Origin of the sequence: Atopomonas hussainii (genome assembly GCF_900109735.1) — a bacterium.
In the GTDB taxonomy this organism is placed as follows: Bacteria; Pseudomonadota; Gammaproteobacteria; order Pseudomonadales; family Pseudomonadaceae; genus Atopomonas; species Atopomonas hussainii.
Window position 1 is genome coordinate 65189 of the sequence record NZ_FOAS01000011.1, and the last position, 23774, is coordinate 88962.

General features: G+C 57.4%; 20 protein-coding genes and 4 tRNA genes. 18 read left to right on the plus strand and 6 right to left on the minus strand.

Going from position 1 to position 23774, the window contains the following annotated elements:
* Positions 1-195 precede the first annotated feature (195 nt).
* Positions 196-1059, minus strand: a complete 864-nt coding sequence (locus BMX80_RS11890; protein ID WP_074868775.1) for a universal stress protein — start codon at positions 1057-1059, stop codon at positions 196-198.
* Positions 1060-1263: 204 nt separating this feature from the next.
* Between BMX80_RS11890 and miaE the strand changes: the two genes are divergently transcribed.
* Entirely contained in the window at positions 1264-1881 is a 618-nt protein-coding gene (gene miaE / locus BMX80_RS11895) for a MiaE family protein (protein WP_074868777.1), read from the plus strand.
* On the opposite strand, the gene BMX80_RS11900 is transcribed toward miaE, so the two are convergent.
* Entirely contained in the window at positions 1882-2604 is a 723-nt protein-coding gene (locus BMX80_RS11900; protein ID WP_074868780.1) for a UDP-2,3-diacylglucosamine diphosphatase, read from the minus strand.
* A gap of 3 nt (positions 2605-2607) precedes the next feature.
* Positions 2608-3102 (minus strand): peptidylprolyl isomerase, encoded by a 495-nt coding sequence (locus BMX80_RS11905; RefSeq protein WP_074868783.1) that lies wholly within the window; start codon positions 3100-3102, stop codon positions 2608-2610.
* 143 nt (positions 3103-3245) lie between these two features.
* Here BMX80_RS11905 and BMX80_RS11910 point away from each other — a divergent pair, with 143 nt between their 5' ends.
* Positions 3246-4913, plus strand: a complete 1668-nt coding sequence (locus BMX80_RS11910) for a glutamine--tRNA ligase/YqeY domain fusion protein (protein ID WP_074868786.1) — start codon at positions 3246-3248, stop codon at positions 4911-4913.
* A gap of 2 nt (positions 4914-4915) precedes the next feature.
* Positions 4916-6301 carry a cysteine--tRNA ligase gene (gene cysS, locus BMX80_RS11915; protein WP_074868787.1) on the plus strand — a complete coding sequence of 462 codons (1386 nt, stop codon included), beginning with the start codon at positions 4916-4918 and terminating at the stop codon, positions 6299-6301.
* 201 nt (positions 6302-6502) lie between these two features.
* Here the strand turns inward: cysS and BMX80_RS11920 are convergent, their stop codons facing one another.
* Both BMX80_RS11920 and BMX80_RS11925 read right to left on the minus strand, forming a co-directional pair.
* Positions 6503-7303, minus strand: coding sequence for a class I SAM-dependent methyltransferase (locus BMX80_RS11920; protein WP_074868790.1), 801 nt, complete (start codon positions 7301-7303; stop codon positions 6503-6505).
* A 47-nt stretch (positions 7304-7350) separates the two neighbouring features.
* Positions 7351-9231: a sigma-54-dependent Fis family transcriptional regulator gene (locus BMX80_RS11925; protein ID WP_074868793.1), complete on the minus strand. Its 1881-nt coding sequence runs from the start codon at positions 9229-9231 to the stop codon at positions 7351-7353.
* Positions 9232-9555: 324 nt separating this feature from the next.
* On the opposite strand from BMX80_RS11925, the gene BMX80_RS11930 reads away from it, so the two are divergent.
* The 6 genes from BMX80_RS11930 to BMX80_RS11955 all read left to right on the plus strand — a co-directional run bounded on the left by BMX80_RS11930 (position 9556) and on the right by BMX80_RS11955 (position 15528).
* The gene (locus tag BMX80_RS11930) at positions 9556-10650 is read left to right on the plus strand and encodes an ABC transporter ATP-binding protein (protein ID WP_074868796.1); all 1095 of its coding nucleotides are present in this window, start codon (positions 9556-9558) and stop codon (positions 10648-10650) included.
* On the plus strand, positions 10650-11747 hold the full coding sequence (locus BMX80_RS11935) for an ABC transporter ATP-binding protein (protein ID WP_074868798.1): 1098 nt from the start codon (positions 10650-10652) through the stop codon (positions 11745-11747). Before BMX80_RS11930 ends, BMX80_RS11935 begins: the two co-directional genes overlap by 1 nt.
* Positions 11744-12610 carry a carbohydrate ABC transporter permease gene (locus tag BMX80_RS11940; RefSeq protein WP_074868801.1) on the plus strand — a complete coding sequence of 289 codons (867 nt, stop codon included), beginning with the start codon at positions 11744-11746 and terminating at the stop codon, positions 12608-12610. The genes BMX80_RS11935 and BMX80_RS11940 overlap by 4 nt, the downstream gene beginning before the upstream one ends.
* A gap of 7 nt (positions 12611-12617) precedes the next feature.
* Positions 12618-13418: a carbohydrate ABC transporter permease gene (locus BMX80_RS11945; protein WP_071871303.1), complete on the plus strand. Its 801-nt coding sequence runs from the start codon at positions 12618-12620 to the stop codon at positions 13416-13418.
* A gap of 10 nt (positions 13419-13428) precedes the next feature.
* Positions 13429-13701 carry a DUF2160 domain-containing protein gene (locus BMX80_RS11950; protein ID WP_074868803.1) on the plus strand — a complete coding sequence of 91 codons (273 nt, stop codon included), beginning with the start codon at positions 13429-13431 and terminating at the stop codon, positions 13699-13701.
* A gap of 84 nt (positions 13702-13785) precedes the next feature.
* Complete coding sequence (locus tag BMX80_RS11955; RefSeq protein ID WP_074868806.1) at positions 13786-15528, plus strand: ABC transporter substrate-binding protein; 1743 nt, start codon at positions 13786-13788, stop codon at positions 15526-15528.
* A gap of 98 nt (positions 15529-15626) precedes the next feature.
* On the opposite strand, the gene folD is transcribed toward BMX80_RS11955, so the two are convergent.
* The gene (gene folD, locus BMX80_RS11960) at positions 15627-16481 is read right to left on the minus strand and encodes a bifunctional methylenetetrahydrofolate dehydrogenase/methenyltetrahydrofolate cyclohydrolase FolD (RefSeq protein ID WP_071871306.1); all 855 of its coding nucleotides are present in this window, start codon (positions 16479-16481) and stop codon (positions 15627-15629) included.
* A gap of 257 nt (positions 16482-16738) precedes the next feature.
* Here folD and BMX80_RS11970 point away from each other — a divergent pair.
* The 9 genes from BMX80_RS11970 to BMX80_RS12010 all read left to right on the plus strand — a co-directional run bounded on the left by BMX80_RS11970 (position 16739) and on the right by BMX80_RS12010 (position 23703).
* Positions 16739-16815 (plus strand) — tRNA-Arg (locus tag BMX80_RS11970).
* Positions 16816-16857: 42 nt separating this feature from the next.
* Positions 16858-16933: transfer RNA gene (locus BMX80_RS11975), tRNA-His, on the plus strand.
* Positions 16934-16981: 48 nt separating this feature from the next.
* Positions 16982-17066: transfer RNA gene (locus tag BMX80_RS11980), tRNA-Leu, on the plus strand.
* Positions 17067-17207: 141 nt separating this feature from the next.
* The gene (tig, locus tag BMX80_RS11985) at positions 17208-18515 is read left to right on the plus strand and encodes a trigger factor (protein WP_074868813.1); all 1308 of its coding nucleotides are present in this window, start codon (positions 17208-17210) and stop codon (positions 18513-18515) included.
* Positions 18516-18592: 77 nt separating this feature from the next.
* Positions 18593-19234 carry an ATP-dependent Clp endopeptidase proteolytic subunit ClpP gene (clpP, locus tag BMX80_RS11990; protein WP_071871308.1) on the plus strand — a complete coding sequence of 214 codons (642 nt, stop codon included), beginning with the start codon at positions 18593-18595 and terminating at the stop codon, positions 19232-19234.
* A 105-nt stretch (positions 19235-19339) separates the two neighbouring features.
* Positions 19340-20620: an ATP-dependent Clp protease ATP-binding subunit ClpX gene (clpX, locus tag BMX80_RS11995; RefSeq protein WP_071871309.1), complete on the plus strand. Its 1281-nt coding sequence runs from the start codon at positions 19340-19342 to the stop codon at positions 20618-20620.
* A 161-nt stretch (positions 20621-20781) separates the two neighbouring features.
* Positions 20782-23178, plus strand: a complete 2397-nt coding sequence (gene lon, locus BMX80_RS12000; RefSeq protein WP_071871424.1) for an endopeptidase La — start codon at positions 20782-20784, stop codon at positions 23176-23178.
* Between the two features lie 135 nt (positions 23179-23313).
* Positions 23314-23586, plus strand: coding sequence for an HU family DNA-binding protein (locus BMX80_RS12005; protein WP_071871310.1), 273 nt, complete (start codon positions 23314-23316; stop codon positions 23584-23586).
* A gap of 40 nt (positions 23587-23626) precedes the next feature.
* A tRNA-Asp gene (locus BMX80_RS12010) sits at positions 23627-23703 on the plus strand.
* The last annotated feature ends 71 nt before the right edge of the window (positions 23704-23774 follow it).

Genomic DNA, 23774 nt, shown 5'->3' on the forward strand with positions numbered 1-23774 from the left:
GGTGCGGCCTAGGCTTGTGGCTGCAGCCGCGTGCGTCCTTTACTGCGTCGATCAGACCTGTTGCAGCGTAGATGCTTTATGGGCTCATGCTGAGAAATCGTCAGTTTTGTGCGCCTGCTGGCGAAAATGCTGTGAACAGGCACAAAAAAGCCCTGCAGAGCAGGGCTTTGGCTGGCAAGTGGCTATTAACTGGCGCTAGCTATTGCTGGCCAGCAGGGTTTCCAGATGCTCCATCACGTCTTCCGGCTTGAGCACCAGAATGTCGGTTTCCAGCGCATCCAGCACCACTTCGGCGGTGTTGCCGATCAGCGCGCCGGCAATGCCGGAGCGGGCCACAGTGCCCATCACAGTGACTACGGCGCCAATCTCATGCGCGGTTTGCGGAATCAGCACGTCGGCTGGGCCTTCGGCTAAGTGCAGTTGCGCTTCGCTCAAGCCGTGCTCTTGCATAAAGCCAGCACAAGCACTGCGGTAGCGCGCTTCGATGGTTTCTTTCAGTTGGAAGGTAGGGTCCGCCGCAGACAGCATAGGCGCTGGGTAAGCACTGACGATGTGCGCTTCGGTTTTCGCTAAGTTGGCGATATCCACAGCGTGGCTAACTAAGCTGGCATGCAGCATTTTGTGCTCGCCATCGTTGTTGCCGACATCCACGGCGGCCAACACTTTGCCATCGGCCCACGGACGGTCGTGCTTAACCATCAGCACCGGAGCGGGGCAGTGGCGCAGCAGCTTCCAGTCATCGGGGGTGAGCAGGGCTTTTTTCAGCGGGTTATCTGGCAGGTGCTGTTTAACCACTAAGCCGCAGCCTTCGGTTTGCTGCACCATGATGATGGTTTCGTGCAGGCTCTTGTGCCATGCAGTCTGCGCGCTGGCGCTAAAACCGTCGGCTTGGAGCTTGTCGGTTAGGTCAGTTAAGAAGTCGGTTTGCTCATCTTTACTGCAAGCCAGCAGATGCAGGTGCGATTGCGTCACGCCGGCAATCAGCTTGGCGCGTTTAAGAGCAAGGGTCTCGGGTAGGCTGGGATGAACCACAACCAAAATACTTCGAATGGCTTGCATACGTGTCTCCCTGAATGGTTCTAGTTATTTCTGCAAGTACTCTAGCCCGACAGCTGGCTGGGCGTTTGACGTATATCAATACGAGCTCAAACAGGCGTTTGATTTTTTATCGTTATAATCCGCCACCACGTTCAGCCTGCCACAGCTTATGGTGCGGGTGAATGGTTATTCCTGCATTGGTTGATTGATTGAAGGTTATTGGTGATGACTGCACCGGCGATTCTGGAGCCGATTATTGAGTTTTTAGGCCATGTGACCACGCCGCAAGCCTGGATAGAGCGTGCTTTGCGCGAGCAAGAGATACTGCTGCTCGATCACCGCGTGCTGGAATATAAAGCTGCGCAAAGTGCCTTGAGCTTGCTCGGCCGGCACATCAACCGCCCCGAGCTGACGGCCAAGATGTCGCGCTTAGTGCGCGAAGAGCTGGTGCATTTCGAGCAAGTGACGCGGCTGATTAAAAAACGCGGCATTGCCCTCAAAGGCTTAAGCGCCTCGCGCTATGCAGCCGGTTTACGCACACTGGTGCGCCCTCAGGAGCCGCACAAGCTGATCGATATCTTGATTGTCGGCGCGTTTATTGAGGCGCGTTCGTGCGAGCGCTTTGCCGCATTGGTGCCGCACTTAGATGCAGAACTGGCGAAGTTCTACGCAGGGCTACTGGAAAGCGAAGGGCGCCACTACCAGGGCTATATCGAGTTAGCGCGCCTGTATGCCGAGGGCGAGGATGTTGAAGCGCGGATTGCCGAGATTCGTGCCGAAGAAAACCGCCTGATTAGCACGCCGGATGAGCAGTTTCGCTTTCACTCCGGCGTGCCGGTCTGATTACAGGGGTTGTTGTTGCAGGGTTAAGCCTTGCTCATTGGCTTCAATAAACCACAGGGCTTTATCCCAGTCGCCCAATACCCAGCGCTCAGCGGTGTGGCCGTCGACGTTGTGCTGATGCTGCGCGGGGCGGTGGGTATGACCGTGGATCAGCGTGTTGCAGGCATAGCGCTCTAGATACTCGCTGACCGTGCGGTTGTTCACGTCCATGATCTCGGCGGCCTTCATCTGCGTGCTGTTTTTGCTCTGGTTGCGCAGCTTGCGCGCCAGTTGCTGGCGCTTGGCCAGTGGCAGGTGGCGCAAAATCCACAAGGTGATGGGGTTGCGCAGAATACGTCGCAGCTTTTGATAGCCCACGTCGTCGCTGCACAGCAAATCGCCGTGGGTGAGCAGCACGGGCTGGCCGTTGAGCGGGATGACGGTCGGGTCTTTCAGTAAGGTGGCGCCGGCCTGCTGGCAAAAGCGCTTGCCGAGCATAAAGTCGCGGTTGCCGTGCATCAGGTACAGCTTGCAGCCGCTGGCGCTTAAGGCCTTGAGCTTAGCGGCGATGTCGCGCTGAAACGGCGCTTGCGCATCGTCGCCAATCCACACTTCAAAGAAGTCGCCCAAGATATACAGCGCATCACAGCCGGTGGCCTGCTGATCAAGAAAACGTAGGAGCGCCCGGGTAATGTCCGGGCGCTCCTCTTCTAAGTGCAGGTCTGAAATGAACAGAACGCGCACGCGTTACTCGACGATCTCAGCACGCTCGATCACCACATCTTCCGCTGGCACATCTTGATGGCCCATGCGGCTGGTGGTGGCCACTTGCTTGATGCTGTTAACCACGTCCATGCCCTCGGTGACTTCACCGAATACCGCATAGCCCCAGCCCTGAATCGACTTGCTGGAGTGGTTCAAGAAGTCGTTATCCGCCACGTTGATAAAGAACTGTGCGCTGGCAGAGTGCGGGTCTTGGGTGCGTGCCATGGCGATGGTGCCGACTTTGTTGGCCACGCCGTTGTCGGCTTCGTTTTCGATCGGTGCGCGGGTGGATTTTTGCTCCATGCCCTGAGCAAAGCCGCCGCCTTGAATCATGAAGTTGTTAATCACGCGGTGAAACACGGTGCCGTCGTAATGGCCGCTTTTTACGTATTCCTTGAAGTTGGCGCAGGTCTTGGGCGCCTTGTCTTCAAACAGGTTCAAGGTAATCACGCCAAAGTTGGTATGCAGTTTGATCATGCCTGAGTGCTCATGCCGATAAAGAAAGAGGAGGGCCGACAGTTTTCGCCTGCTTGCCTGTCAGGGGCTTGGCCGCTTCGGGTATGATACGGCCTTTGATTTTTCTGGCCTACCCCGGCCGCTAAGCACAGCGAAAAGGACTCATGAGTAAACCCACCGTCGAAAAAGCTGCCAATTTCCTGCGCGCGGTCGTGCAGGGCGACTTAGAGAGCGGCAAGCACGCTGCCATCGTGACCCGTTTTCCGCCGGAGCCCAATGGCTACCTGCATATCGGGCATGCCAAGAGCATTTGTTTGAACTTCGGCTTGGCAGAAGAGTTTGGCGGGCAGTGCAACTTACGTTTCGACGACACTAATCCGGCCAAAGAAGACCAAGAGTACATCGACGCGATCAAGAGCGATGTGCAGTGGCTGGGTTTCCAGTGGGCGGGTGAAGAGCGCTATGCCTCGAACTACTTCGAGCAGCTGCATGATTGGGCGGTGCACCTGATCAACGCTGGCAAAGCTTATGTGTGTGACCTGTCGCCGGAAGAAGCCCGCGAATACCGCGGCAGCCTCACCGAGCCGGGCAAGAACAGCCCGTTCCGCGAGCGCAGTGTGGCGGAAAACCTCGACCTGTTTGCGCGCATGAAAGCCGGTGAGTTCCCCGATGGCGCCCGTGCGCTGCGTGCCAAGATTGACATGGCGTCGCCGAACATGAACCTGCGCGACCCGATTCTTTACCGCATTCGTCACGCCCATCACCATCAGACAGGCGACAAGTGGTGCATCTACCCCAGCTACGATTTCACCCATGGTCAGTCGGATGCACTGGAAGGCATCACTCACTCCATCTGCACGCTGGAATTTGAAGACCACCGCCCGCTGTACGAGTGGTTCTTGGAAAACCTGCCGGTGCCGGCGCAGCCGCGTCAGTACGAATTTGCCCGCCTAAACCTCAACTACACCATCACCAGCAAGCGCAAACTCAAACAGCTGGTGGATGAAAACCATGTGGCCGGTTGGGATGACCCGCGCATGAGCACGCTATCGGGCTATCGCCGCCGTGGTTATACCCCTGCGTCGATTCGCACCTTCTGCGACATGATCGGCGTTAACCGCGCCGGTGGTGTGGTGGATGTTGGCATGCTCGAGTTCGCCATTCGCGATGACTTGGATGCCAACGCGCCGCGCGCCATGTGCGTGCTCAAGCCGCTCAAGGTAGTGATTACCAACTACCCAGAAGGCCAAGTCGAAAACCTCGAACTGCCCTGCCACCCCAAGCAAGACATGGGCGTGCGCGTGCTGCCGTTTAGCCGTGAGATCTACATCGACGCCAGCGACTTCGAAGAAGTGCCTCCAGCAGGCTTTAAGCGTTTGATTCCCGGCGGCGAAGTGCGCCTGCGCGGCAGCTATGTGATCCGCGCCGATGAGGCGATCAAAGACGCCGCCGGCAACATCGTTGAGCTGCGCTGCAGCTACGACGAGAACACCCTGGGTAAGAACCCCGAGGGCCGCAAGGTCAAGGGCGTGATCCACTGGGTGCCGGCTGCCGAGAGCGTCGAGTGCGAAGTGCGTTTGTACGACCGCCTGTTCAAATCCGCTAACCCGGAGAAGAGCGAAGACGGCGGCAGCTTCCTCGACAACATCAACCCCGAGTCGCTGCAAGTGCTCACCGGTTGCCGTGCCGAGCCGTCGCTGGGCAATGCCGCAGCGGAAGACCGCTTCCAGTTCGAGCGCGAAGGCTACTTTGTCGCCGACTTAAAAGACTCCAAGCCAGGCCTGCCGGTGTTTAACCGCACCGTAACCCTGCGCGATAGCTGGGGAGGCTAAGCGTGGCGCTTTCCATTTACAGCACCCTGAGCAAAGAAAAAGCCGAATTCAAACCGCTGGTGGGCAACCAAGTGCGTTTGTACGTGTGTGGCATGACGGTCTATGACTTCTGCCACATCGGCCACGCCCGCGTGATGGTCGCTTTTGACGTGGTCACTCGCTGGCTGCGCGCGCGCGGTTACGACGTAACCTACGTGCGCAATATCACCGACATCGACGACAAGATCATCAAGCGCGCCAACGAAAACGGCGAGCCGTTTGAAGTGCTGGTCGAGCGCATGATCGCCGCTATGCATGAAGACGAAGCGCGCCTCAATGTGCTGCGCCCGGATATCGAGCCGCGCGCTACTGCGCATATCGACGGCATGCACAGCATGATCCAAACCCTGATCGACAAAGGCTTTGCCTACCCCGCCAGCAATGGTGATGTGTACTACCGCGTGGTCAAGTTTGTCGGCTACGGCAAGCTGTCGCGGCGCAAAATTGAAGACTTAAAAATCGGTGCGCGCATCGAGGTTGATGAGTCCAAAGAAGATCCGCTGGATTTCGTGCTGTGGAAAGCCGCCAAGCCCGGCGAGCCGAGCTGGGATTCGCCGTGGGGCAAAGGCCGACCCGGTTGGCACATCGAGTGCTCGGTGATGTCCACCTGCTGCTTGGGCGACACCTTCGATATTCATGGCGGTGGCCCAGACTTAGTCTTCCCGCACCACGAAAACGAAATCGCCCAGAGCGAAGCGGCCACCGGCAAGCAGTACGCCAACGCGTGGATGCACGCCGGCGCTGTGCGCGTGGATGGCGAGAAGATGTCCAAGAGCTTGGGTAACTTCTTCACCATCCGCGAAGTGCTGGAAAAGTACCACCCCGAGGTAGTGCGCTACCTGCTGGTGTCCAGCCACTACCGCAGCCCGATCAACTACGCCGAAGACAGCTTAAAAGAAGCCAAAGCGGCGCTGGAACGCTTCTACAACGCCTTAAAAGGCCTGCCAGAAGTGCCTGTTGCAGGCGGCGAGGCGTATGCCGAGCGTTTTGCGGCAGCGATGGACGACGATTTCAACAGCCCCGAAGCCTGCGCCGTGCTGTTTGAGCTGGCACGTGAAGTGAACCGCCTGCGCGACACCGACCTGCAAGCCGCCGCTGGCTTAGCGGCGCGCTTGAAAGCGTTGGCTGAGGTGCTGGGTGTGCTGCAACTGGCACCGGAAGAGTTCCTCCAAGCGGGTGCTGCCGGCAAAGTGGATGCCGCCGAAGTCGACGCCTTGATCGCCGCTCGCCTGCAAGCGCGTGCCGATAAGAACTGGGCGGAAAGCGACCGCATCCGCGACCAGCTCACCGCCATGGGCGTGGTGCTGGAAGACGGCAAAGGCGGCACAACCTGGCGCTTGGCGGACTAAGCCAGCGTTACTTAAGCGCCTTACAACAAAAAGCCCGGCAGCGTTAAGCGAGCCGGGCTTTTTGTTGTGTGCTGATCCCTATTGAGTCGGCGAACAGCCGAAGCGCAAGGCGCCCGGAGCGCAGCATACGAGACATACCTTTTGGTAGGCGAGGATGTGAGCACCGCGTAACGCCGTGCTTAGGTTGTGCAGCCACTCAATCTATTTGCAGGCTTCTAGCGTGTAACACATGGGCAGCTGAATCGCTTGGCTCTCGTACTGCTCGTAGCACTCTTCGCGATTGCAGTGCGGGTATTCGGCAAAGTGGCTGATCTGTAAGCCGTTGGCGAGTAGGGCGCTGAACACCTCCGCCAAACTGTGGGTAAACCACACGCTCGGGTGTTCGCTGGCCGGCGCTGCGCCCTCGTAAACAATCGCCTCATAATCGACGCAGGGGCCGGCCTGAAAGTAGCTGTTTACCAGTTGCAGCGGCGTGCTGCTGTATGGGTCGAGCATTTCCAGTAGCGGGTGGGTTTCGTAGATCAGCACTTGCCCGCCACTGCGTAATAGGGCGCTGGCTGCGGCAAAAAATGCCGTGAGGTTGGGCATCCAATTCAGCACGCCGATGGTGATCAGTAATACATCGAACTGGCCGTGCAACTCGCTCGGCGCTTGGTGGATGTCGCAGGCGACAAAACGCACCTCGTGCGGGCTCAGTTGGTTTAGCTCGGCGCCTTGGGCAAGAAACTCCGCCGATTGGTCGATGCCGGTCACCGCAGCGGCGCCGAGTGCATATAAGGCAAAACACTCGCGGCCATTGTTGCAGCCCACTTGCACCACGTGTTTACCGGCTATATCGAGGGCGGTTAAGCGGGCGAGCAGGGTGGCGTCGAAGCAATTAAAGTCTGCGGCGCGAATGGCCGTACACAGCGCCTGCCAGCTAGCACTTTGCCGGTGCAGGGCGGCGGAGTAGTCCCACGCTTGCCGATTGGCGTCGATGGGGTTGAGGGTGGTGCTGGTCATGGGGCTGTCCTTAGCGGTGAGGGCTTAAGCATGAGCTTGAATAGGCGTTATTTCAGGCCTTGCTCGCGCAAACGTTTATACAGAGTGTTGCGGCTAACACCTAGCTGACGGGCGAGCTCCGAGACATTGCCGTCACTGGCTGCCCATAGCGCGGCGAGGTCGTCGCTGTCGCTGCTGTCTCCCGGTGTTATTTGCTTAGGCATTAGATTGCTTGGCTGAGACGGCAAGTCGGCGAAGAAATCATCCGGCAGGTGCTCAGCTTGAATGGCTTGTTCGTCGGCCATGGCTAAGGCGATTTGCATCACGCTGCTGAGCTGGCGCAGGTTGCCGGGCCAAGGGTGTTGGTCAAACAGCGTCAGCACTTCGGCGCTTAAGCCTGCCTGTTGGTGGGGTTCGCGATGGTGTTGCCAGAGGCGCTGGAACAAAGCTTGGCGGTCGCTGCGCTCACGCAGCGGCGGCAGTTCAAGGTTTAGGCCACTGATGCGGTAATACAGGTCTTGGCGAAACAGTTGCTGCTCTACGTCTAAGCGCAGCGGCCGGTTGGTGGCGGAGATCAAGCGGATATCCACCGGATACAGCTCGCTACTGCCCAGCGGTTGCACGCAGCGCTCTTGCAGTACACGCAGCAGGCGAGCCTGCACGCGCAGCGGCATGTCGCCGACTTCATCTAAAAACAGGGTGCCTTTGTGCGCTTTGCGAATCAGCCCGACGCTGCCTTTTTGGCTGGCACCTGTGAAGGCGCCTTTTTCGTAGCCAAACAGCTCGGACTCCACCAGCTCGGCGGGAATCGCCGCGCAGTTAACCGCCACTAAGTTTTGCTTGGCGCGCGAGCTCGCGTGGTGCAGGGCTTTGACGAACACCTCTTTGCCCACGCCGGTTTCGCCCTGCACCAGAATCGGGATGTCTTTTTCCAGCAACCGCTCGGCTTGGCGCACAGCTTTATCCACGCGCGGGTCGCCTAGGTTAATCGCCTCTAAGGTCAGTACGCCAGGCGCAGCCTCGCTGTTGCTTGGCGGCGCTGGAGTGCTCGCTGCGCTGCTGGGGCGAAAGTCGCGGGCTTTGATCGGCGCTGGCTGAGTAGGGCGCTCAAGGCGTGCATGAAAGCGCAGCTGGCCGTGGGTGCGCAGGCTAAAGGGTAGGCCGTCAGGTTGATTGAGTAGGCGGTTTAACGGCGCGTCGAACAGTTTATCCAGACTTAAACGGGTGAGCTGCACGCCCAGCAAGCTGTCGGCACGGCGGTTGGCCGAGACAATAAAGCCGTCTTCATCAAACACCAGTAGGCCCGACCACGGGCTGGTGAGGTTCTCTAGGCTGGTGTTAAAGGTCAGCTGGAAATAGCGCTCGCGAAACAGGTTAAGAATCAGTCGGTTTTCCACCGACTGGCTCATCATTTTCACCATGCCCAAGGTGTGCGCCGCCGGCAGATAGCTGTCGCTGGAGACATCCAACACGGCGACCATCTCGCGCTGCTCGTTAAAAATCGGCGAGGCGGAGCCGGTCATAAAGCGGTTGGCTTTTAAGAAGTGCTCATCGTGTTGGATATGCACCGCATGCCCGCAAGATAGCGCCGTGCCAATGGCATTGGTGCCGGTGCCGCGTTCCAGCCAATTGGCGCCGGGGGCGAAGCCTGCGCTGTACGGCGCGTCGATAAAGCGCTGGTCGCCCCAGGTTTGCAGCAGTTGGCCTTGGTTATCGGCCAGCATGATCAAGCACTTGGAGTTGGCCAGAATATTGCGGTAATAGGGCAGCACTTCCAGTTGCGTGGTTTTTACCAGCTGATGGTGGCTGTCTTGCAGGGCGCTGACGGCACCGGCTGAGGCCTGGCCAAAGCTGGGGGCGCTGCCGTGTGTCAGACCAAAGGCGCGGCAGCGCGACCACGAATCTTCAATCAATGCTTCATGCGAAAGGGGCGTGTTGGCCTCTGTCATGGGGGTCCCTGCCTGTGCCGCTGTTTGTTGTTGTGCGCGGTGCTAATTGCTCACAGGGTGTTGTTCAACACTGTTCAGTGTCAACACCTTGCGCAGTGTTCAATTGTTCAGAGTGAACACGCCGCGCCATGTTCGCTAGGCAGGTGGAGGGCCGGTTTTTTTAATGATTTATCAATAAAAACAACAAGATAGAAAATTATTTCACCCAAGTTGCAGTGTTTGGCATGCGCCTCGCTTAGTGGTTGTAAGCAGCGTAAGGGCGTGCGCAGGTTGCGCAATCGCTCACAAGTACGCAAAAGGCATCAACAAGAATAAGGGCCTGCTATGTCTCTGACCCTCGAACACGTCAGCCGTGTCGTGGATAACCAGGTGTATATCGACGACGCCTGTTTAAGTTTCGAACCCGGATCGTTCAATGTTCTGCTCGGGCGCACCCTGGCCGGGAAAACCAGCTTGATGCGTTTACTGGCCGGCTTAGATCGCCCGACTTCTGGCCGCGTGCTGATGAACGGCGCGGATGTTACCGGCGTGCCGGTTCGCCAACGCAACGTGTCGATGGTCTATCAGCAATTCATCAACTACCCGACCATGACGGTGTTCGACAACATCGCCTCGCCGCTGCGTCAAGCGCGCATGGCGCAGGAGGAGATCGAACAGCGCGTGCGTGATACCGCGCGCATGCTGCATATCGAGCCATTGTTGGCGCGTTACCCGCTGGAGTTGTCCGGCGGTCAGCAGCAGCGCACCGCCATGGCCCGCGCCTTAGTAAAAGACGCCGAGTTGGTGCTGTTTGACGAGCCGCTGGTCAACTTGGACTACAAGCTACGCGAAGAGCTGCGCCAAGAAATGCGCGAGCTGTTCAAAACTCGCCACACCATTGCCGTGTACGCCACCACCGAGCCTAACGAGGCACTGGCGCTGGGCGGTACCACCACGCTGCTGCATGAAGGACGAGTGATTCAGAGTGGCAAAACCGCCGAGGTATATCACCGCCCGCAGCAGGTGCTGGCCGCTGAGTTGTTCTCCGAGCCGCCGATCAATCTGATCCCCGGCAAAATCAGTAGCACCGAAGTGAGCTTCGCCGATGCGGTGCATTTCCCGCTGAACAATGATCTGCAAGACCTGCCCGTGGCCGACTACCGCTTTGGTGTACGTCCGAGCCACATTGGTTTGGTGCCCTCCAATGACGATGACTTGGAGCTGGCTGTGCAGGTCGACTTGGCCGAGATCAGCGGCTCAGAAACCTTTTTGCACGTGCGCAACGAACACTTTGTGTTGGTGCTGCACTTGCCCGGCGTGCACGAATACGCCGTCGATAGCGACATCCTGATTTATATCCCCACCCACAAGCTGTTTGCCTTCGATCAGGCCGGCCAGTTGGTGCAGGCGCCACGCAGCAAAGTAGGGAGGGTCGCCTGATGGCCGAGATTCGCTTACAGGATTTGGCGCATAGCTACAGCGCCGCGCCACAAGGCCATGACGATTACGCCATTCGCGCCATGACCCACGTGTGGGAGCAAGGCGGGGCGTATGCCTTGTTGGGACCGTCGGGCTGCGGCAAGTCGACCTTGCTGAACATTATTTCCGGCCTGTTGGTGCCGTCTGAAGGGCAAGTGCAGTTCGATGGCCAAGTGGTTAACGAACTCACCCCGCAAGCGCGCAACATTGCCCAGGTTTTCCAGTTTCCGGTGGTCTACGACACCATGACGGTGTACGACAACCTGGCTTTTCCGCTGCGCAATCAGGGCATGGATGAGCCGCGCATCATGAGCAAGGTGCACGAGATTGCCGAAGTGCTCGAGCTGCACCCACTGCTGAAGAAAAAGGCCAGCAACTTAAGCGCCGACGAGAAACAAAAAGTCTCCATGGGCCGTGGCTTAGTGCGCGATGACGTGTCGGCGATTCTGTTCGACGAGCCGCTCACGGTGATCGACCCGCACCTCAAGTGGAAGCTGCGCCGCAAGCTCAAACAGATTCACGAGCAGTTCAATATCACCATGATTTACGTCACCCACGATCAGCTGGAGGCCTCGACCTTCGCGGATAAGATCGCGGTGATGTACGGCGGGCAGATCGTCCAGTTCGGCACCCCGCGCGAACTGTTCGAGCGGCCGCGGCACACCTTTGTTGGCTACTTCATCGGTAGTCCCGGCATGAATCTGATCGACGTTACCCCGTGCGACGGCGGCGTGCGCTTTGCCAACACCGAGGTGCCGTTGTCGGCGGCGCTGAATGCGCGATTGGCTGAGCTAAAGCCACAGCGCTTACAGCTGGGCATTCGCCCAGAGTTTGTCCACGTGTGGGAAGGCCAGCATGACGAGGCAATGCACGCCGAACTCGTGCATGTCGAAGACCTCGGCACCTACAAGATTCTCAGCCTGCAGTTGGATGGCCAGCCGCTCAAAGTGCGCCTGCAAGAAGACCAGCCGGTGCCGCAGCGCAGCGTGTACATCAGCTTCCCCAGCCAGTGGTTGATGCTCTACGCCGATGATTACCTGCTGGAGGTCGCGCCATGAATAAGGTGCCGAATAACAAGGCCTGGTGGTTAGTGCTGCCGGTATTTTTGCTGGTCGCCTTCAGCGCCATCGTGCCGATGATGACGGTGGTGAATTACTCGGTGCAGGACATCTTCGATGCCTCGACGCGCTTCTTCGTCGGCGCCGATTGGTACAAGCAAGTGCTGCAAGACAGTCGTCTGCACGACTCGCTGCTGCGCCAGTTTATTTTCTCCGCCTGCGTGCTGCTGATCGAGATTCCGCTCGGCATCGCCATCGCCCTGTGTATGCCCACCAAAGGCCGTTGGGTGTCGGTGTGCTTGATCGTGCTGGCGATTCCCTTGCTGATCCCGTGGAACGTGGTCGGCACCATCTGGCAAATCTTCGGCCGTGCGGATATCGGCCTCATGGGGTGGGCGCTGAATGCGCTGGGTTTTGACTACAACTACGCCGCCAACACGATGGATGCCTGGGTCACTGTGCTGGTGATGGATGTGTGGCACTGGACCTCTCTGGTGGCGCTGTTGTGTTACTCGGGGCTTAGGGCGATTCCCGATGTGTATTACCAGGCGGCGCGCATCGACCGCGCCACGCCGTGGGCGGTGTTCCGCTACATCCAGCTGCCGAAGATGAAAAGCGTGTTGCTGATCGCCGTGCTGCTGCGCTTTATGGACAGCTTCATGATCTATACCGAGCCCTTCGTGCTCACCGGCGGCGGGCCGGGCAATGCCACCACCTTCTTGAGTCAAACCCTGACGCAGATGGCAGTGGGGCAGTTCGACCTAGGGCCGGCGGCGGCGTTCTCGCTGGTGTACTTCCTGATCATCTTGCTGGTGTCGTGGCTGTTCTATACCGCCATGACCCATGCCGACCAGAATCGTTGAGGGGCCTATGAATATCCGCAAACGTGTGGTGCTGGCGCTGTTTATTGTGTTTTTGCTGGTGCCTATTTACTGGCTGCTGAACATGTCGTTCAAGAGCAATACCGAGATCTTGGGCGGGCTGACCTTGTGGCCGCAGGATTTCACCTTGGCTAACTACCAAGTGATCTTCACCGACCCGAGTTGGTATCAGGGCTATCTCAACTCGCTGTATTACGTGTGCCTGAACACGCTGATCTCGCTGTTGGTGGCGTTGCCGGCGGCTTATGCCTTCTCGCGGTATCGCTTCTTGGGCGACAAGCACTTGTTCTTCTGGCTGCTGACCAACCGCATGGCGCCGCCAGCGGTGTTTTTGCTGCCGTTCTTTCAGCTGTATTCCTCGATTGGCTTGTTCGATACGCACATTGCTGTGGCGCTGGCGCACTGTTTATTCAGTGTGCCGCTGGCGGTGTGGATTCTCGAAGGGTTTATCTCCGGCGTGCCGAAAGAGATCGACGAGACCGCCTATATCGACGGTTACAGCTTCCCCAAATTCTTCGTGAAGATCTTTATCCCGCTGATTGGCTCGGGCATCGGCGTGACGGCGTTTTTCTGCTTCATGTTCTCGTGGGTTGAGCTGCTGCTGGCGCGCACGTTGACCTCGGTGAATGCCAAACCGATTGCCGCGGTGATGACCCGCACTGTGTCGGCCTCGGGCATCGACTGGGGCGTGTTGGCCGCTGCTGGGGTGCTGACCATTTTGCCCGGCGTGCTGGTGATTTGGTTTGTGCGTAACCATGTGGCTAAAGGCTTTGCCTTGGGCCGAGTGTAAGGAGCAAAGCATGGAATGGATGGCGTGGACGCTGCCGACGGCAGCCTTCTTTAGCAGCATCGCGGTGCTCTTGGTGGTGATGACGGTGTGGGAAATCCGCTCGCCGTGTGTCGAGCGCAAGGGCTTTCTGCCTATCACCACCACCCGCGGTGACCGTTTGTTTATTGGCCTGCTGGGCAGTGCTTACTTGCACCTGATGGTGCTCGGGCTGACCAGCTGGCCGTTATGGATTGCCTCTGTACTGGCGCTGCTGTGGTTGGCGCTGGTACTGCGTTGGGGTTAGTAGCAAGCCCCAAGTGCGGGGTGCAAGGCAACAGCGCCGTTGGCTGATGGGTTGATGGCGTTTCATTACTAAAAGGAGAGCTCGATGTTTAACAAAAACAACAAAAGGCAACAGAGCCGAGCGTTGGCCGCGTTTATCGCGCTGGCCAGTGTGAGCGGGGCAGCATGGGCGGATGCCTATGAAGAAGCGGCGAAAAAATGGATTGCGGCGGAGTTCAGCCCATCCACCTTAACCGCCGAGCAGCAGCTGCAAGAGTTGCAGTGGTTTATCAAGGCGGCTGAGCCGTTCCGTGGCATGGAAATTAACGTCGCCTCGGAAACCATCGCCACCCACGAGTACGAATCCAAGGTGCTGGCCAAGGCCTTCACTGAGATCACCGGCATTAAGCTCAACCACGATCTGATCCAAGAAGGTGACGTGGTCGAGAAGCTGCAAACCCAAATGCAGTCGGACAAAAACATCTACGACGGCTACATCAATGACTCCGACCTGATCGGTACGCACTTCCGCTACGGCAAAGTAGTACCCATCAGCGACATGATGGCCGGCGACGGTAAGGACTACACCTTGCCAACGCTGGATCTGGACGACTTTATCGGCCTGTCGTTCACTACCGGCCCAGATGGCAAGCTGTATCAGCTGCCCGATCAGCAGTTCGCCAACTTGTATTGGTTCCGTGCCGACTGGTTTGAGCGTGCCGACTTAAAGGCCAAGTTCAAAGAAATCTACGGCTACGAGCTGGGCGTGCCAGTGAACTGGTCGGCCTATGAAGACATCGCCGAGTTTTTCTCCGAGAAGGTTAAAGACATCGACGGTCAACGCGTCTACGGCCACATGGACTACGGCAAGAAAGACCCGTCGCTGGGTTGGCGCTTCACCGATGCTTGGTTCTCCATGGCCGGTGCTGGCGACAAAGGCCTGCCCAATGGTCTGCCGGTGGATGAGTGGGGCATTCGTGTGGAAGGCTGCCGCCCAGCGGGCTCCAGCGTCGCGCGTGGTGGCGATACCAACGGCCCGGCGGCTGTGTATGCAACCACGAAATACGTGGATTGGATGCGCCAATACGCGCCGCCAGAAGCGCAAGGCATGACCTTCTCTGAAGCAGGCCCAGTGCCGGCGCAGGGTAACGTCGCGCAGCAAATCTTCTGGTACACCGCCTTTACTGCCGATATGACCAAGGCCGGTCTGCCGGTAGTGAATGAAGACGGCACGCCGAAGTGGCGTATGGCGCCGTCGCCTAAAGGTCCGTATTGGGAAGAGGGCATGAAGCTTGGCTATCAAGACACCGGCTCTTGGACCTTCCTCAACTCAACCCCGCAAAAGCAGCGTTTGGCAGCATGGCTGTACGCGCAGTTTGTGGTGTCGAAAACCGTATCGCTGAAGAAAACCTTGGTGGGTTTAACGCCGATTCGCGCCTCCGACATTAACTCGCAAGCCATGACCGACGCCGCGCCGAAGCTTGGCGGCTTGGTGGAGTTCTATCGCAGCCCCGCACGCGTGCAGTGGACGCCCACCGGCACCAATGTGCCGGATTACCCGCGCTTGGCGCAGCTGTGGTGGCAGTTTATTGCCGAAGCCGCCAGTGGCGACAAAACCCCGCAGCAAGCCCTAGATGGCTTGGCTAACGCGCAAGACACCATGCTGGCGCGTATCGAGCGTTCCGGCGTGCAGGGCGAGTGTGGGCCTAAGCTGAACGAGCCGCGTGACCCGCAGTACTGGCTCGACCAGCCGGGCGCGCCGAAGCCCAAGCTGGACAATGAAAAGCCGCAAGGCCAGACCATTGCCTATAAAGACTTGCTGAAGTCTTGGGAGCAGGCCGCCGAGTAACGCAGGCCGATAAAAAACGCCCCGGCTGCTGTTTGGCAGTCGGGGCGTTTTTGTTGCTGCCAGCAATAACGTCGGGCTGGCTAGACTGCTGATGCTACTTAAGGGTGCAAGCGCTCGGCAGCGTACAAGGTGTTTTCCAGCAGGCAGGCGCGGGTCATCGGGCCAACACCGCCGGGTACCGGGGTGATAAACGCAGCGCGTTCGGCGGCCACGGCAAAATCCACATCGCCCACCAAGCGGCCATCGTCCAAACGGTTGATGCCCACGTCGATCACGATGGCGCCTGGTTTAATCCACTCACCTTTAACCAAGCCCGGCTTGCCCACCGCGACCACCACCAGATCAGCGTTGCGCACATGGCTTTCTAAGTCGCGGGTAAAGCGGTGGGTCACAGTGGTGGTGCAGCCGGCGAGTAGCAGCTCTAGCGCCATCGGGCGGCCAACAATGTTCGATGCACCGACGATCACGGCATTTAAGCCGTGCAGGTCAACGCCGGTGGTTTCCAGCAAGGTCATGATGCCTTTCGGTGTGCAGGGGCGTAGCAGCGGCATACGCTGCGACAGGCGACCCACGTTGTAGGGGTGGAAGCCGTCGACGTCTTTATCGGGGCGGATGCGCTCTAACAGTTGCGAGGCGTCTAAATGCTCCGGTAGCGGCAGCTGCACCAGAATGCCGTCGATGGCGGCATCATTATTAAGCTGATCGATCAGGGTCAGTAGCTCGTCTTGTTTGGTGCTGGCCGGCAGGTCGAAGGCGCGGGACACAAAGCCCACTTCTTCACAATCTTTGCGCTTATGGCTCACGTACACCTGCGAGGCTGGGTCGCTACCGACCAGAATCACCGCCAAGCCCGGCGCGCGCTGGCCTTGGCTGCGGCGTTCTTTGACGCGTTCGGCAATAGTAAGACGAAGGTCGGCAGCGATTTGCTTGCCATCAATCAGCGTGGCGGTCATGGGAGCCCGTATAGAAAGGTAATGAAAACTGCCGCGTATTTTCGCATTGCCTGGGCCTTGGGGCCAAGGCTGTCCTGTGTTTTGCATGTAACTGATTGCTTAGGCTGAAATTTTTTGTTTTTTTCGTTGACGCCTATCAGGCCCCTGAGTATGATTCGCCCCGCTTGTCGAACGCTGCCAGCAGCGAGATAAGAAGGCGGTGCGAGCCGGTCTTGCGGCGGCATATCGAGGCTGCAAAGTCGTGATAGCCAAATCAAGCGCCCGTAGCTCAGCTGGATAGAGCATCCGCCTTCTAAGCGGATGGTCGCAGGTTCGAGTCCTGCCGGGTGCGCCAATTTGGCCGCTAGGTACAAGCGAAGTAGTTGTTCTCTATATGGTGGGCGTAGCTCAGTTGGTAGAGCACAGGATTGTGGCTCCTGTTGTCGTGGGTTCGATTCCCATCGTCCACCCCATATTTAGAAGCGTTAGATGCTCATCTGACGTTTGGCTGTAAGCCACTTGCGGAAGTGGTGGAATTGGTAGACACACTGGATTTAGGTTCCAGCGCCGCGAGGCGTGAGAGTTCGAGTCTCTCCTTCCGCACCATTATTACTGCACCCTCCCACCCCTTTATAAGTTGCTGTCACAGTCGTCGTCGGCTGCGTGACTTATGGGCGTTCAGGCACTAGAATGCCCGCCTTGGTTTGGGGCGGTGTGCCCTTCTGTATCTGTTGGTGAGGATGATTCATGCAAGTTTCCATTGAAGCCACCACGGCTCTCGAGCGTCGTATGACCATCGGCGTACCTGCCGAGCGCATCGAGAAAGAAGTGGACAAGCGTCTGCAGCAGACTGCCCGTCGCGTTAAAGTTCCGGGCTTCCGTCCGGGCAAAGTACCGATGACTGTTGTGCGTCAGCGCTACGAGGACTCAGCGCGTCAGGAAGTGCTGGGCGACGTTATCCAGTCTTCTTTCTATGAAGCTGTGGTGCAGGAAAAGCTGAACCCGGCCGGTGCGCCGTCGGTTGAGCCGAAAGTATTCGAAAAAGGTAAAGACCTCGAGTACATCGCGACCTTTGAAGTGTTCCCGGAAATCGACGTAGCCGGCTTCGAAACTATCGAAGTTGAGCGTCTGCAATCTGATGTGGCTGACGCTGATCTGGACAAAATGCTCGACGTGCTGCGTAAGCAGAACATCAGCTACGTCGATGCTGATCGCGCCGCACAAAACGATGACCAAGTGGTTATCGATTTCGTCGGTAAGAAAGACGGCGAAGCCTTCGCCGGCGGTAGCGCCAAGGGCACTCAGCTGGTGCTGGGCAGCGGCCGCATGATCCCGGGCTTTGAAGATGGCCTAGTTGGCGCCAAGGCCGGTGAAGAGCGCGTGCTCAACCTGTCTTTCCCTGAGGAATACCACAACAAGGATTTGGCCGGTCAAGCGGTTGAGTTCACTGTGACGGTTACTAAGGTGCAAGCCCCGCAACTGCCTGAGCTGAATGAAGAGTTCTTCGCTCAGTTCGGTATCAGCGAAGGTGGCGAAGCCGGCTTCCGCGAAGAAGTTCGCAAGAACATGCAGCGTGAACTGAAGCAAGCAATCAAAACCAAGGTGAAAAACCAGGTAATGGACGGCTTGTTGGCGGCTAACGCGATCGAAGTGCCGAAAGCCGCTATCGAATCTGAAGTTAACCGTCTGCGTCAGCAAGCTGTGCAGCAGTTTGGTGGTGGCCTGAAGGCTGACCAGCTGCCGGCTGAGTTGTTCGAAGAGCAAGCCAAGCGCCGTGTAAGCCTAGGTCTGATCGTCGCTGAAGTGGTGAAGAAGTTCGACCTGAAGCCCGACGAAGCACGCGTTAAAGCGATGATCGAAGAGCTGGCCGGTGCTTACCAAGAGCCTGAGCAGGTTGTTAGCTGGTACTACAAGAACGATCAGCAGATGAACGAAGTTCGCTCGGTTGTCTTGGAAGAACAAGTTGTAGATACTGTGCTCGAGAAGGCCAAGGTGACCGATAAACAGGTCTCCTACGAGGAGGCGGTCAAGGCCGCTGGAGCCGAGCAGGAATAAGCTCAGCTCAACCTCAAGCACATGCACATAAGCCAGCCTTCGGGCTGGCTTATGTTTTTCTGATTAAGGAGTGATGCATGTCCGTAATGAATAGCGGCAAATTCCCCCCGATGATTGAAGCAGCCGGCGGCTTAGTGCCTATGGTGGTCGAGCAGTCGGCCCGTGGTGAGCGTGCTTACGATATCTACTCGCGCTTATTAAAGGAGCGCGTGATCTTCTTGGTGGGGCAGGTTGAAGATTACATGGCCAACTTGGTCGTGGCGCAGCTGCTGTTTTTGGAAGCTGAAAACCCGGACAAAGACATTCACCTGTACATCAACTCGCCGGGCGGTTCGGTGACTGCCGGTATGTCGATCTACGACACCATGCAATTCATTAAGCCGGACGTATCGACCATCTGTATCGGTCAGGCATGCAGTATGGGTGCTTTGCTGTTGGCCGGTGGCGCCAAAGACAAGCGTTACTGCCTGCCGCATTCACGCATGATGATTCACCAGCCGCTGGGTGGTTTCCAAGGGCAGGCTTCGGATATCGAAATCCATGCCCGTGAGATCCTCACCATTCGCGAGCGCCTGAACAAAATCTTGGCCGATCACTGCGGTCAGCCGATTGATGTGATTGCCCGTGATACCGATCGCGACAACTTCATGAGTGGCGATGATGCGGTGAAATACGGCTTGATTGACAAGGTTTTGTCGCGCCGTGAGATGCCCGCCTGATTGACGTGATAGGTTTGATCGTCGCAGTAAGTGCTTTGTGGGCTTGAAAATAGCCCACTTTGCCTTCATCTTGTTTTTGAAGCCTTTTACGACTGGATTGAGCGAATGAGTAATTCCCGCAACGGCGAGGACAACGGCAAGCTGCTGTACTGTTCCTTTTGCGGCAAGAGCCAGCATGAAGTACGCAAGCTGATTGCCGGCCCGTCGGTTTTTATCTGTGACGAATGTGTTGATCTGTGTAATGACATCATTCGCGAAGAAGTGCAGGAAGCGCAGACTGACAGTGCCAGTCAGAAACTGCCCGCACCGAAAGAAATTAGCGGCATTCTTGACCAATATGTGATCGGTCAGGAGCGTGCCAAGAAGGTGCTTTCAGTAGCGGTGTACAACCACTACAAGCGCCTGAACCAGCGTGACAAAAAAGACGATGTTGAGCTGGGTAAGAGTAATATCTTGCTGATTGGCCCCACTGGCTCGGGTAAAACCCTGCTGGCTGAGACCTTGGCGCGCTTGCTGAATGTGCCATTCACCATCGCCGATGCCACCACCCTGACCGAAGCCGGTTATGTGGGTGAGGACGTTGAGAACATCATTCAAAAGCTGCTGCAAAAGTGCGACTACGATGTAGAAAAGGCCCAAATGGGCATCGTCTACATCGACGAAATCGACAAGATTTCCCGTAAGTCCGACAACCCGTCGATCACTCGTGACGTATCGGGTGAGGGCGTGCAGCAAGCACTGCTTAAGCTGATCGAAGGCACGGTTGCTTCGGTACCGCCGCAAGGTGGCCGTAAGCACCCGCAGCAGGAGTTCTTGCAGGTCGATACCCGCAATATTCTGTTCATCTGCGGTGGTGCGTTTGCCGGGCTTGAGAAAGTTGTGCAAATGCGCTCCACCAAAGGTGGCATCGGCTTTAATGCCGAAGTGCGCAGCAAGGACGAAGGCAAGAAGGTCGGCGACGCGCTGCGCGAAGTCGAGCCGGAAGATCTGGTTAAGTTCGGTCTGATTCCTGAGTTCGTCGGCCGTCTGCCGGTCTTGGCAACGCTGGAAGAGCTGGACGAAGCGGCCCTGGTACAAATCTTGTCTGAGCCGAAAAACGCCCTGACTAAGCAGTACGCCCGCCTGTTCGATATGGAAGATGTGGAGTTGGAGTTCCGCCCCGATGCGCTGACGGCAATCGCCAACAAAGCGCTGGAGCGTAAAACCGGCGCCCGTGGCCTGCGTTCGATCATGGAAGGCATCTTGCTCGACACTATGTACGAAATCCCCTCGCTGGAAGGCATCAGCAAGGTGGTGATCGACGAGAGTGTCGTGACCGGTGACTCCAAACCGTTACAAATTTACGAGAACAGCGAGCCTAGCGCGAAAGCCGCGCCAGACGCCTGATTCCTAAGGGAGCCGTAAGGCTCCCATTTTGTTTGTGCCGCTAATGTTTTAACGCGCGGCCAGTCTATTGCGCTCTTTTCCTTGTTTTTTCCCTAGGCTGCCCCCATCTTGGAGGTAAGCCTATGCGCGTCGACGCGCTTCACCGTCGCCCGAGAATGAATATGACCGAAGTAGTGAATCTCCCTCTGTTACCCCTGCGCGATGTGGTGGTGTTCCCCCACATGGTCATCCCGCTGTTTGTCGGTCGGGATAAATCCATCGCTGCGCTTGAGCAAGCGATGCGCGGCAGTAAGCAGATTCTGTTGGTGTCGCAGCGCAATCCGGGTGACGACGATCCGTCTGCCGACGCCCTGTATGACATGGGCTGTGTTGCCACCGTATTACAGCTGTTAAAACTCCCCGATGGCACCGTGAAGGTGTTGGTCGAGGGTGAGGCGCGCGGCACGCTGCAGGCCATTCAGCAGCAGGACAATTACCTGACCGCCGATGTTGCGGTGCTAGCAGAAAGTGCCCCCAATGATCGTGAGATGGAAGTGCTGGGGCGCAGTCTCATGACCCAATTTGAACAGTACGTGCAGCTGGGTAAAAAAGTCCCGGCTGAGGTGCTGTCGTCGCTGCAGAGCATCGAAGAGCCAAGCCGCTTGGTCGATACCATGGCGGCGCATATGCAGCTCAAGCTTGAGCAGAAACAAGCGATTCTTGAAGTTGTACCCTTGGTTGAGCGTGTCGAGCAGGTATTAGGCCTGCTCGAGGCGGAAATCGATCTGCTGCAAGTTGAAAAGCGCATCCGTGGTCGGGTGAAAAAGCAGATGGAACGCAGCCAGCGCGAGTACTACTTGAATGAGCAAATGAAAGCCATTCAGAAAGAACTCGGTGATATCGACGAAGGCCATAACGAGATTGATGAGCTGAAAAAGCGCATCGACTCGGCCGGGATGACCAAAGAAGCGCAAACCAAAGCCATGGCTGAGCTGAATAAGCTCAAGCAAATGTCGCCGATGTCGGCAGAGGCGACCGTGGTGCGCTCGTATCTGGATTGGATGCTTAACGTGCCGTGGCAAGCCAAGACCAAAGTGCGTTTGGATCTGGCTAAAGCTGAGGATGTTCTCGAAGCCGACCATTTTGGCCTTGAGGATGTCAAAGAACGCATCCTTGAGTATCTCGCCGTGCAAAAACGGGTGAAAAAGCTCAAAGGCCCAGTACTGTGCTTGGTGGGACCGCCGGGTGTGGGGAAAACCTCGCTGGCCGAATCGATTGCCCGCTCAACCAACCGTAAGTTCGTGCGCATGGCTTTAGGTGGTGTGCGCGATGAGGCGGAAATTCGTGGTCATCGCCGTACCTACATTGGCTCTATGCCGGGTCGCTTGGTGCAGAAAATGACCAAGGTAGGGGTGCGCAACCCGCTCTTCTTGCTCGATGAAATCGACAAGATGGCCAGCGATATGCGCGGCGATCCGGCTTCGGCGCTGCTCGAAGTGCTTGATCCTGAGCAGAACCACACCTTTAACGATCACTACCTGGAGGTCGATTACGACCTGTCGGACGTGATGTTCATCTGTACCTCCAACTCGATGAATATCCCCGGGCCTTTGCTCGACCGCATGGAAGTGATCCGTATCCCGGGTTATACCGAGGATGAAAAACTCAATATCGCCAAGCGTTACCTGCTGCCTAAGCAGCTGAAAGCCAATGGCTTGAAAGACACCGAACTGAGCATGGCCGATGCGGCGCTGTTGGATGTGGTGCGTTACTACACCCGCGAAGCCGGCGTGCGCAGCCTGGAGCGTCAGCTGGCTAAGGTGTGCCGCAAGGTGGTGCGTGAGAACGCAGCGAAGAAGAAATTCAGCGTTGAAGTGCAGGCTGATCAGCTTGAACACTACTTGGGTGTGCGCAAGTTCAAATACGGTTTGGCCGAAGAGCAAGACCAGATCGGCCAAGTTACTGGCCTTGCCTGGACACAAGTCGGTGGTGAGTTGCTTACCCTAGAAGCCGCTGTGGTGCCCGGTAAGGGCGCTGTGACGAAAACCGGCTCGTTGGGTGATGTGATGCAGGAATCCATCGTGGCGGCGCTCACAGTGGTTCGTAGCCGTGCTCGCTCGTTGGGGATCGCCAGTGACTTCAATGAGAAGCACGATGTGCATATCCACGTGCCCGAAGGTGCCACCCCCAAAGATGGCCCCAGTGCCGGTATCGGTATGTGCACGGCGCTGGTTTCAGCGCTCACCGGCATTCCGGTGAAAGCCGATGTGGCGATGACCGGTGAAATCACCCTGCGTGGGCAAGTGCTGGCCATTGGCGGCTTGAAAGAGAAGCTCCTAGCGGCGCATCGTGGCGGGATCAAAACCGTGGTCATTCCGGAGGATAATCGCCGTGATCTACGCGACATCCCCGACAACATCTTGGCCGATCTGACCATTAAGCCGGTGAAATGGATTGACGAGGTCCTGCAAATTGCGCTGCAATACGCCCCGGAACCCTTGTCCGAAGCGGCTTCCGGTTTGGTAGCCGGGGACGAGAAACGAGAGCCTGACGCAAACGATCGCGTTAGCACACATTGAGCTTGGGGGCTTCCTTGACACTGGTTTTTCGCGCTTGCTATAAAGCGGCGCCTATAGTGTCGGCAAGCCACTCAGCCCGAATTGCTTAGACCAGACATTAGAAACATAACTCCGTACCAAAAAGGGGACATAAGAGTGAACAAGTCGGAACTGATTGATGCTATCGCCGCATCTGCTGATATCCCGAAGGCTGCTGCTGCTCGCGCACTGGACGCAGTGACCGAATCCATCACCGACGCGCTGAAGAAAGGCGAGTCTGTTGTGTTGGTAGGCTTTGGTACTTTCGCGGTTAAAGAGCGTGCTGCTCGTACTGGCCGTAACCCACAGACTGGCAACCCGATCGAAATCGCGGCTGCTAAGATCCCGGGCTTCAAAGCCGGTAAAGCTCTGAAAGACGCCGTTAACTAAGCGTCGGTCGGACTAGGAGTGCTGTAAGGCGCTCCTCTGCGCAGCGGTAGTTCAGTCGGTTAGAATACCGGCCTGTCACGCCGGGGGTCGCGGGTTCGAGTCCCGTCCGCTGCGCCACTATTCCAGAAAGGCGCATCCTTACGAGGATGCGCCTTTTTTGTTAAGGCCCAAGGTTTTTGGGCAGACAA

Excerpts from the sequence above, each read along its gene's own strand:
- BMX80_RS11890 (WP_074868775.1), bottom strand. The coding sequence starts at position 1,059 with ATGCAAGCCATTCGAAGTATTTTGGTTGTGGTTCATCCCAGCCTACCC.
- miaE (WP_074868777.1), top strand. The coding sequence starts at position 1,264 with ATGACTGCACCGGCGATTCTGGAGCCGATTATTGAGTTTTTAGGCCAT.
- BMX80_RS11905 (WP_074868783.1), bottom strand. The coding sequence starts at position 3,102 with ATGATCAAACTGCATACCAACTTTGGCGTGATTACCTTGAACCTGTTT.
- BMX80_RS11910 (WP_074868786.1), top strand. The coding sequence starts at position 3,246 with ATGAGTAAACCCACCGTCGAAAAAGCTGCCAATTTCCTGCGCGCGGTC.
- BMX80_RS11920 (WP_074868790.1), bottom strand. The coding sequence starts at position 7,303 with ATGACCAGCACCACCCTCAACCCCATCGACGCCAATCGGCAAGCGTGG.
- BMX80_RS11925 (WP_074868793.1), bottom strand. The coding sequence starts at position 9,231 with ATGACAGAGGCCAACACGCCCCTTTCGCATGAAGCATTGATTGAAGAT.
- BMX80_RS11930 (WP_074868796.1), top strand. The coding sequence starts at position 9,556 with ATGTCTCTGACCCTCGAACACGTCAGCCGTGTCGTGGATAACCAGGTG.
- BMX80_RS11935 (WP_074868798.1), top strand. The coding sequence starts at position 10,650 with ATGGCCGAGATTCGCTTACAGGATTTGGCGCATAGCTACAGCGCCGCG.
- BMX80_RS11940 (WP_074868801.1), top strand. The coding sequence starts at position 11,744 with ATGAATAAGGTGCCGAATAACAAGGCCTGGTGGTTAGTGCTGCCGGTA.
- BMX80_RS11945 (WP_071871303.1), top strand. The coding sequence starts at position 12,618 with ATGAATATCCGCAAACGTGTGGTGCTGGCGCTGTTTATTGTGTTTTTG.
- BMX80_RS11950 (WP_074868803.1), top strand. The coding sequence starts at position 13,429 with ATGGAATGGATGGCGTGGACGCTGCCGACGGCAGCCTTCTTTAGCAGC.
- BMX80_RS11955 (WP_074868806.1), top strand. The coding sequence starts at position 13,786 with ATGTTTAACAAAAACAACAAAAGGCAACAGAGCCGAGCGTTGGCCGCG.
- folD (WP_071871306.1), bottom strand. The coding sequence starts at position 16,481 with ATGACCGCCACGCTGATTGATGGCAAGCAAATCGCTGCCGACCTTCGT.
- tig (WP_074868813.1), top strand. The coding sequence starts at position 17,208 with ATGCAAGTTTCCATTGAAGCCACCACGGCTCTCGAGCGTCGTATGACC.
- clpP (WP_071871308.1), top strand. The coding sequence starts at position 18,593 with ATGTCCGTAATGAATAGCGGCAAATTCCCCCCGATGATTGAAGCAGCC.
- clpX (WP_071871309.1), top strand. The coding sequence starts at position 19,340 with ATGAGTAATTCCCGCAACGGCGAGGACAACGGCAAGCTGCTGTACTGT.
- lon (WP_071871424.1), top strand. The coding sequence starts at position 20,782 with ATGACCGAAGTAGTGAATCTCCCTCTGTTACCCCTGCGCGATGTGGTG.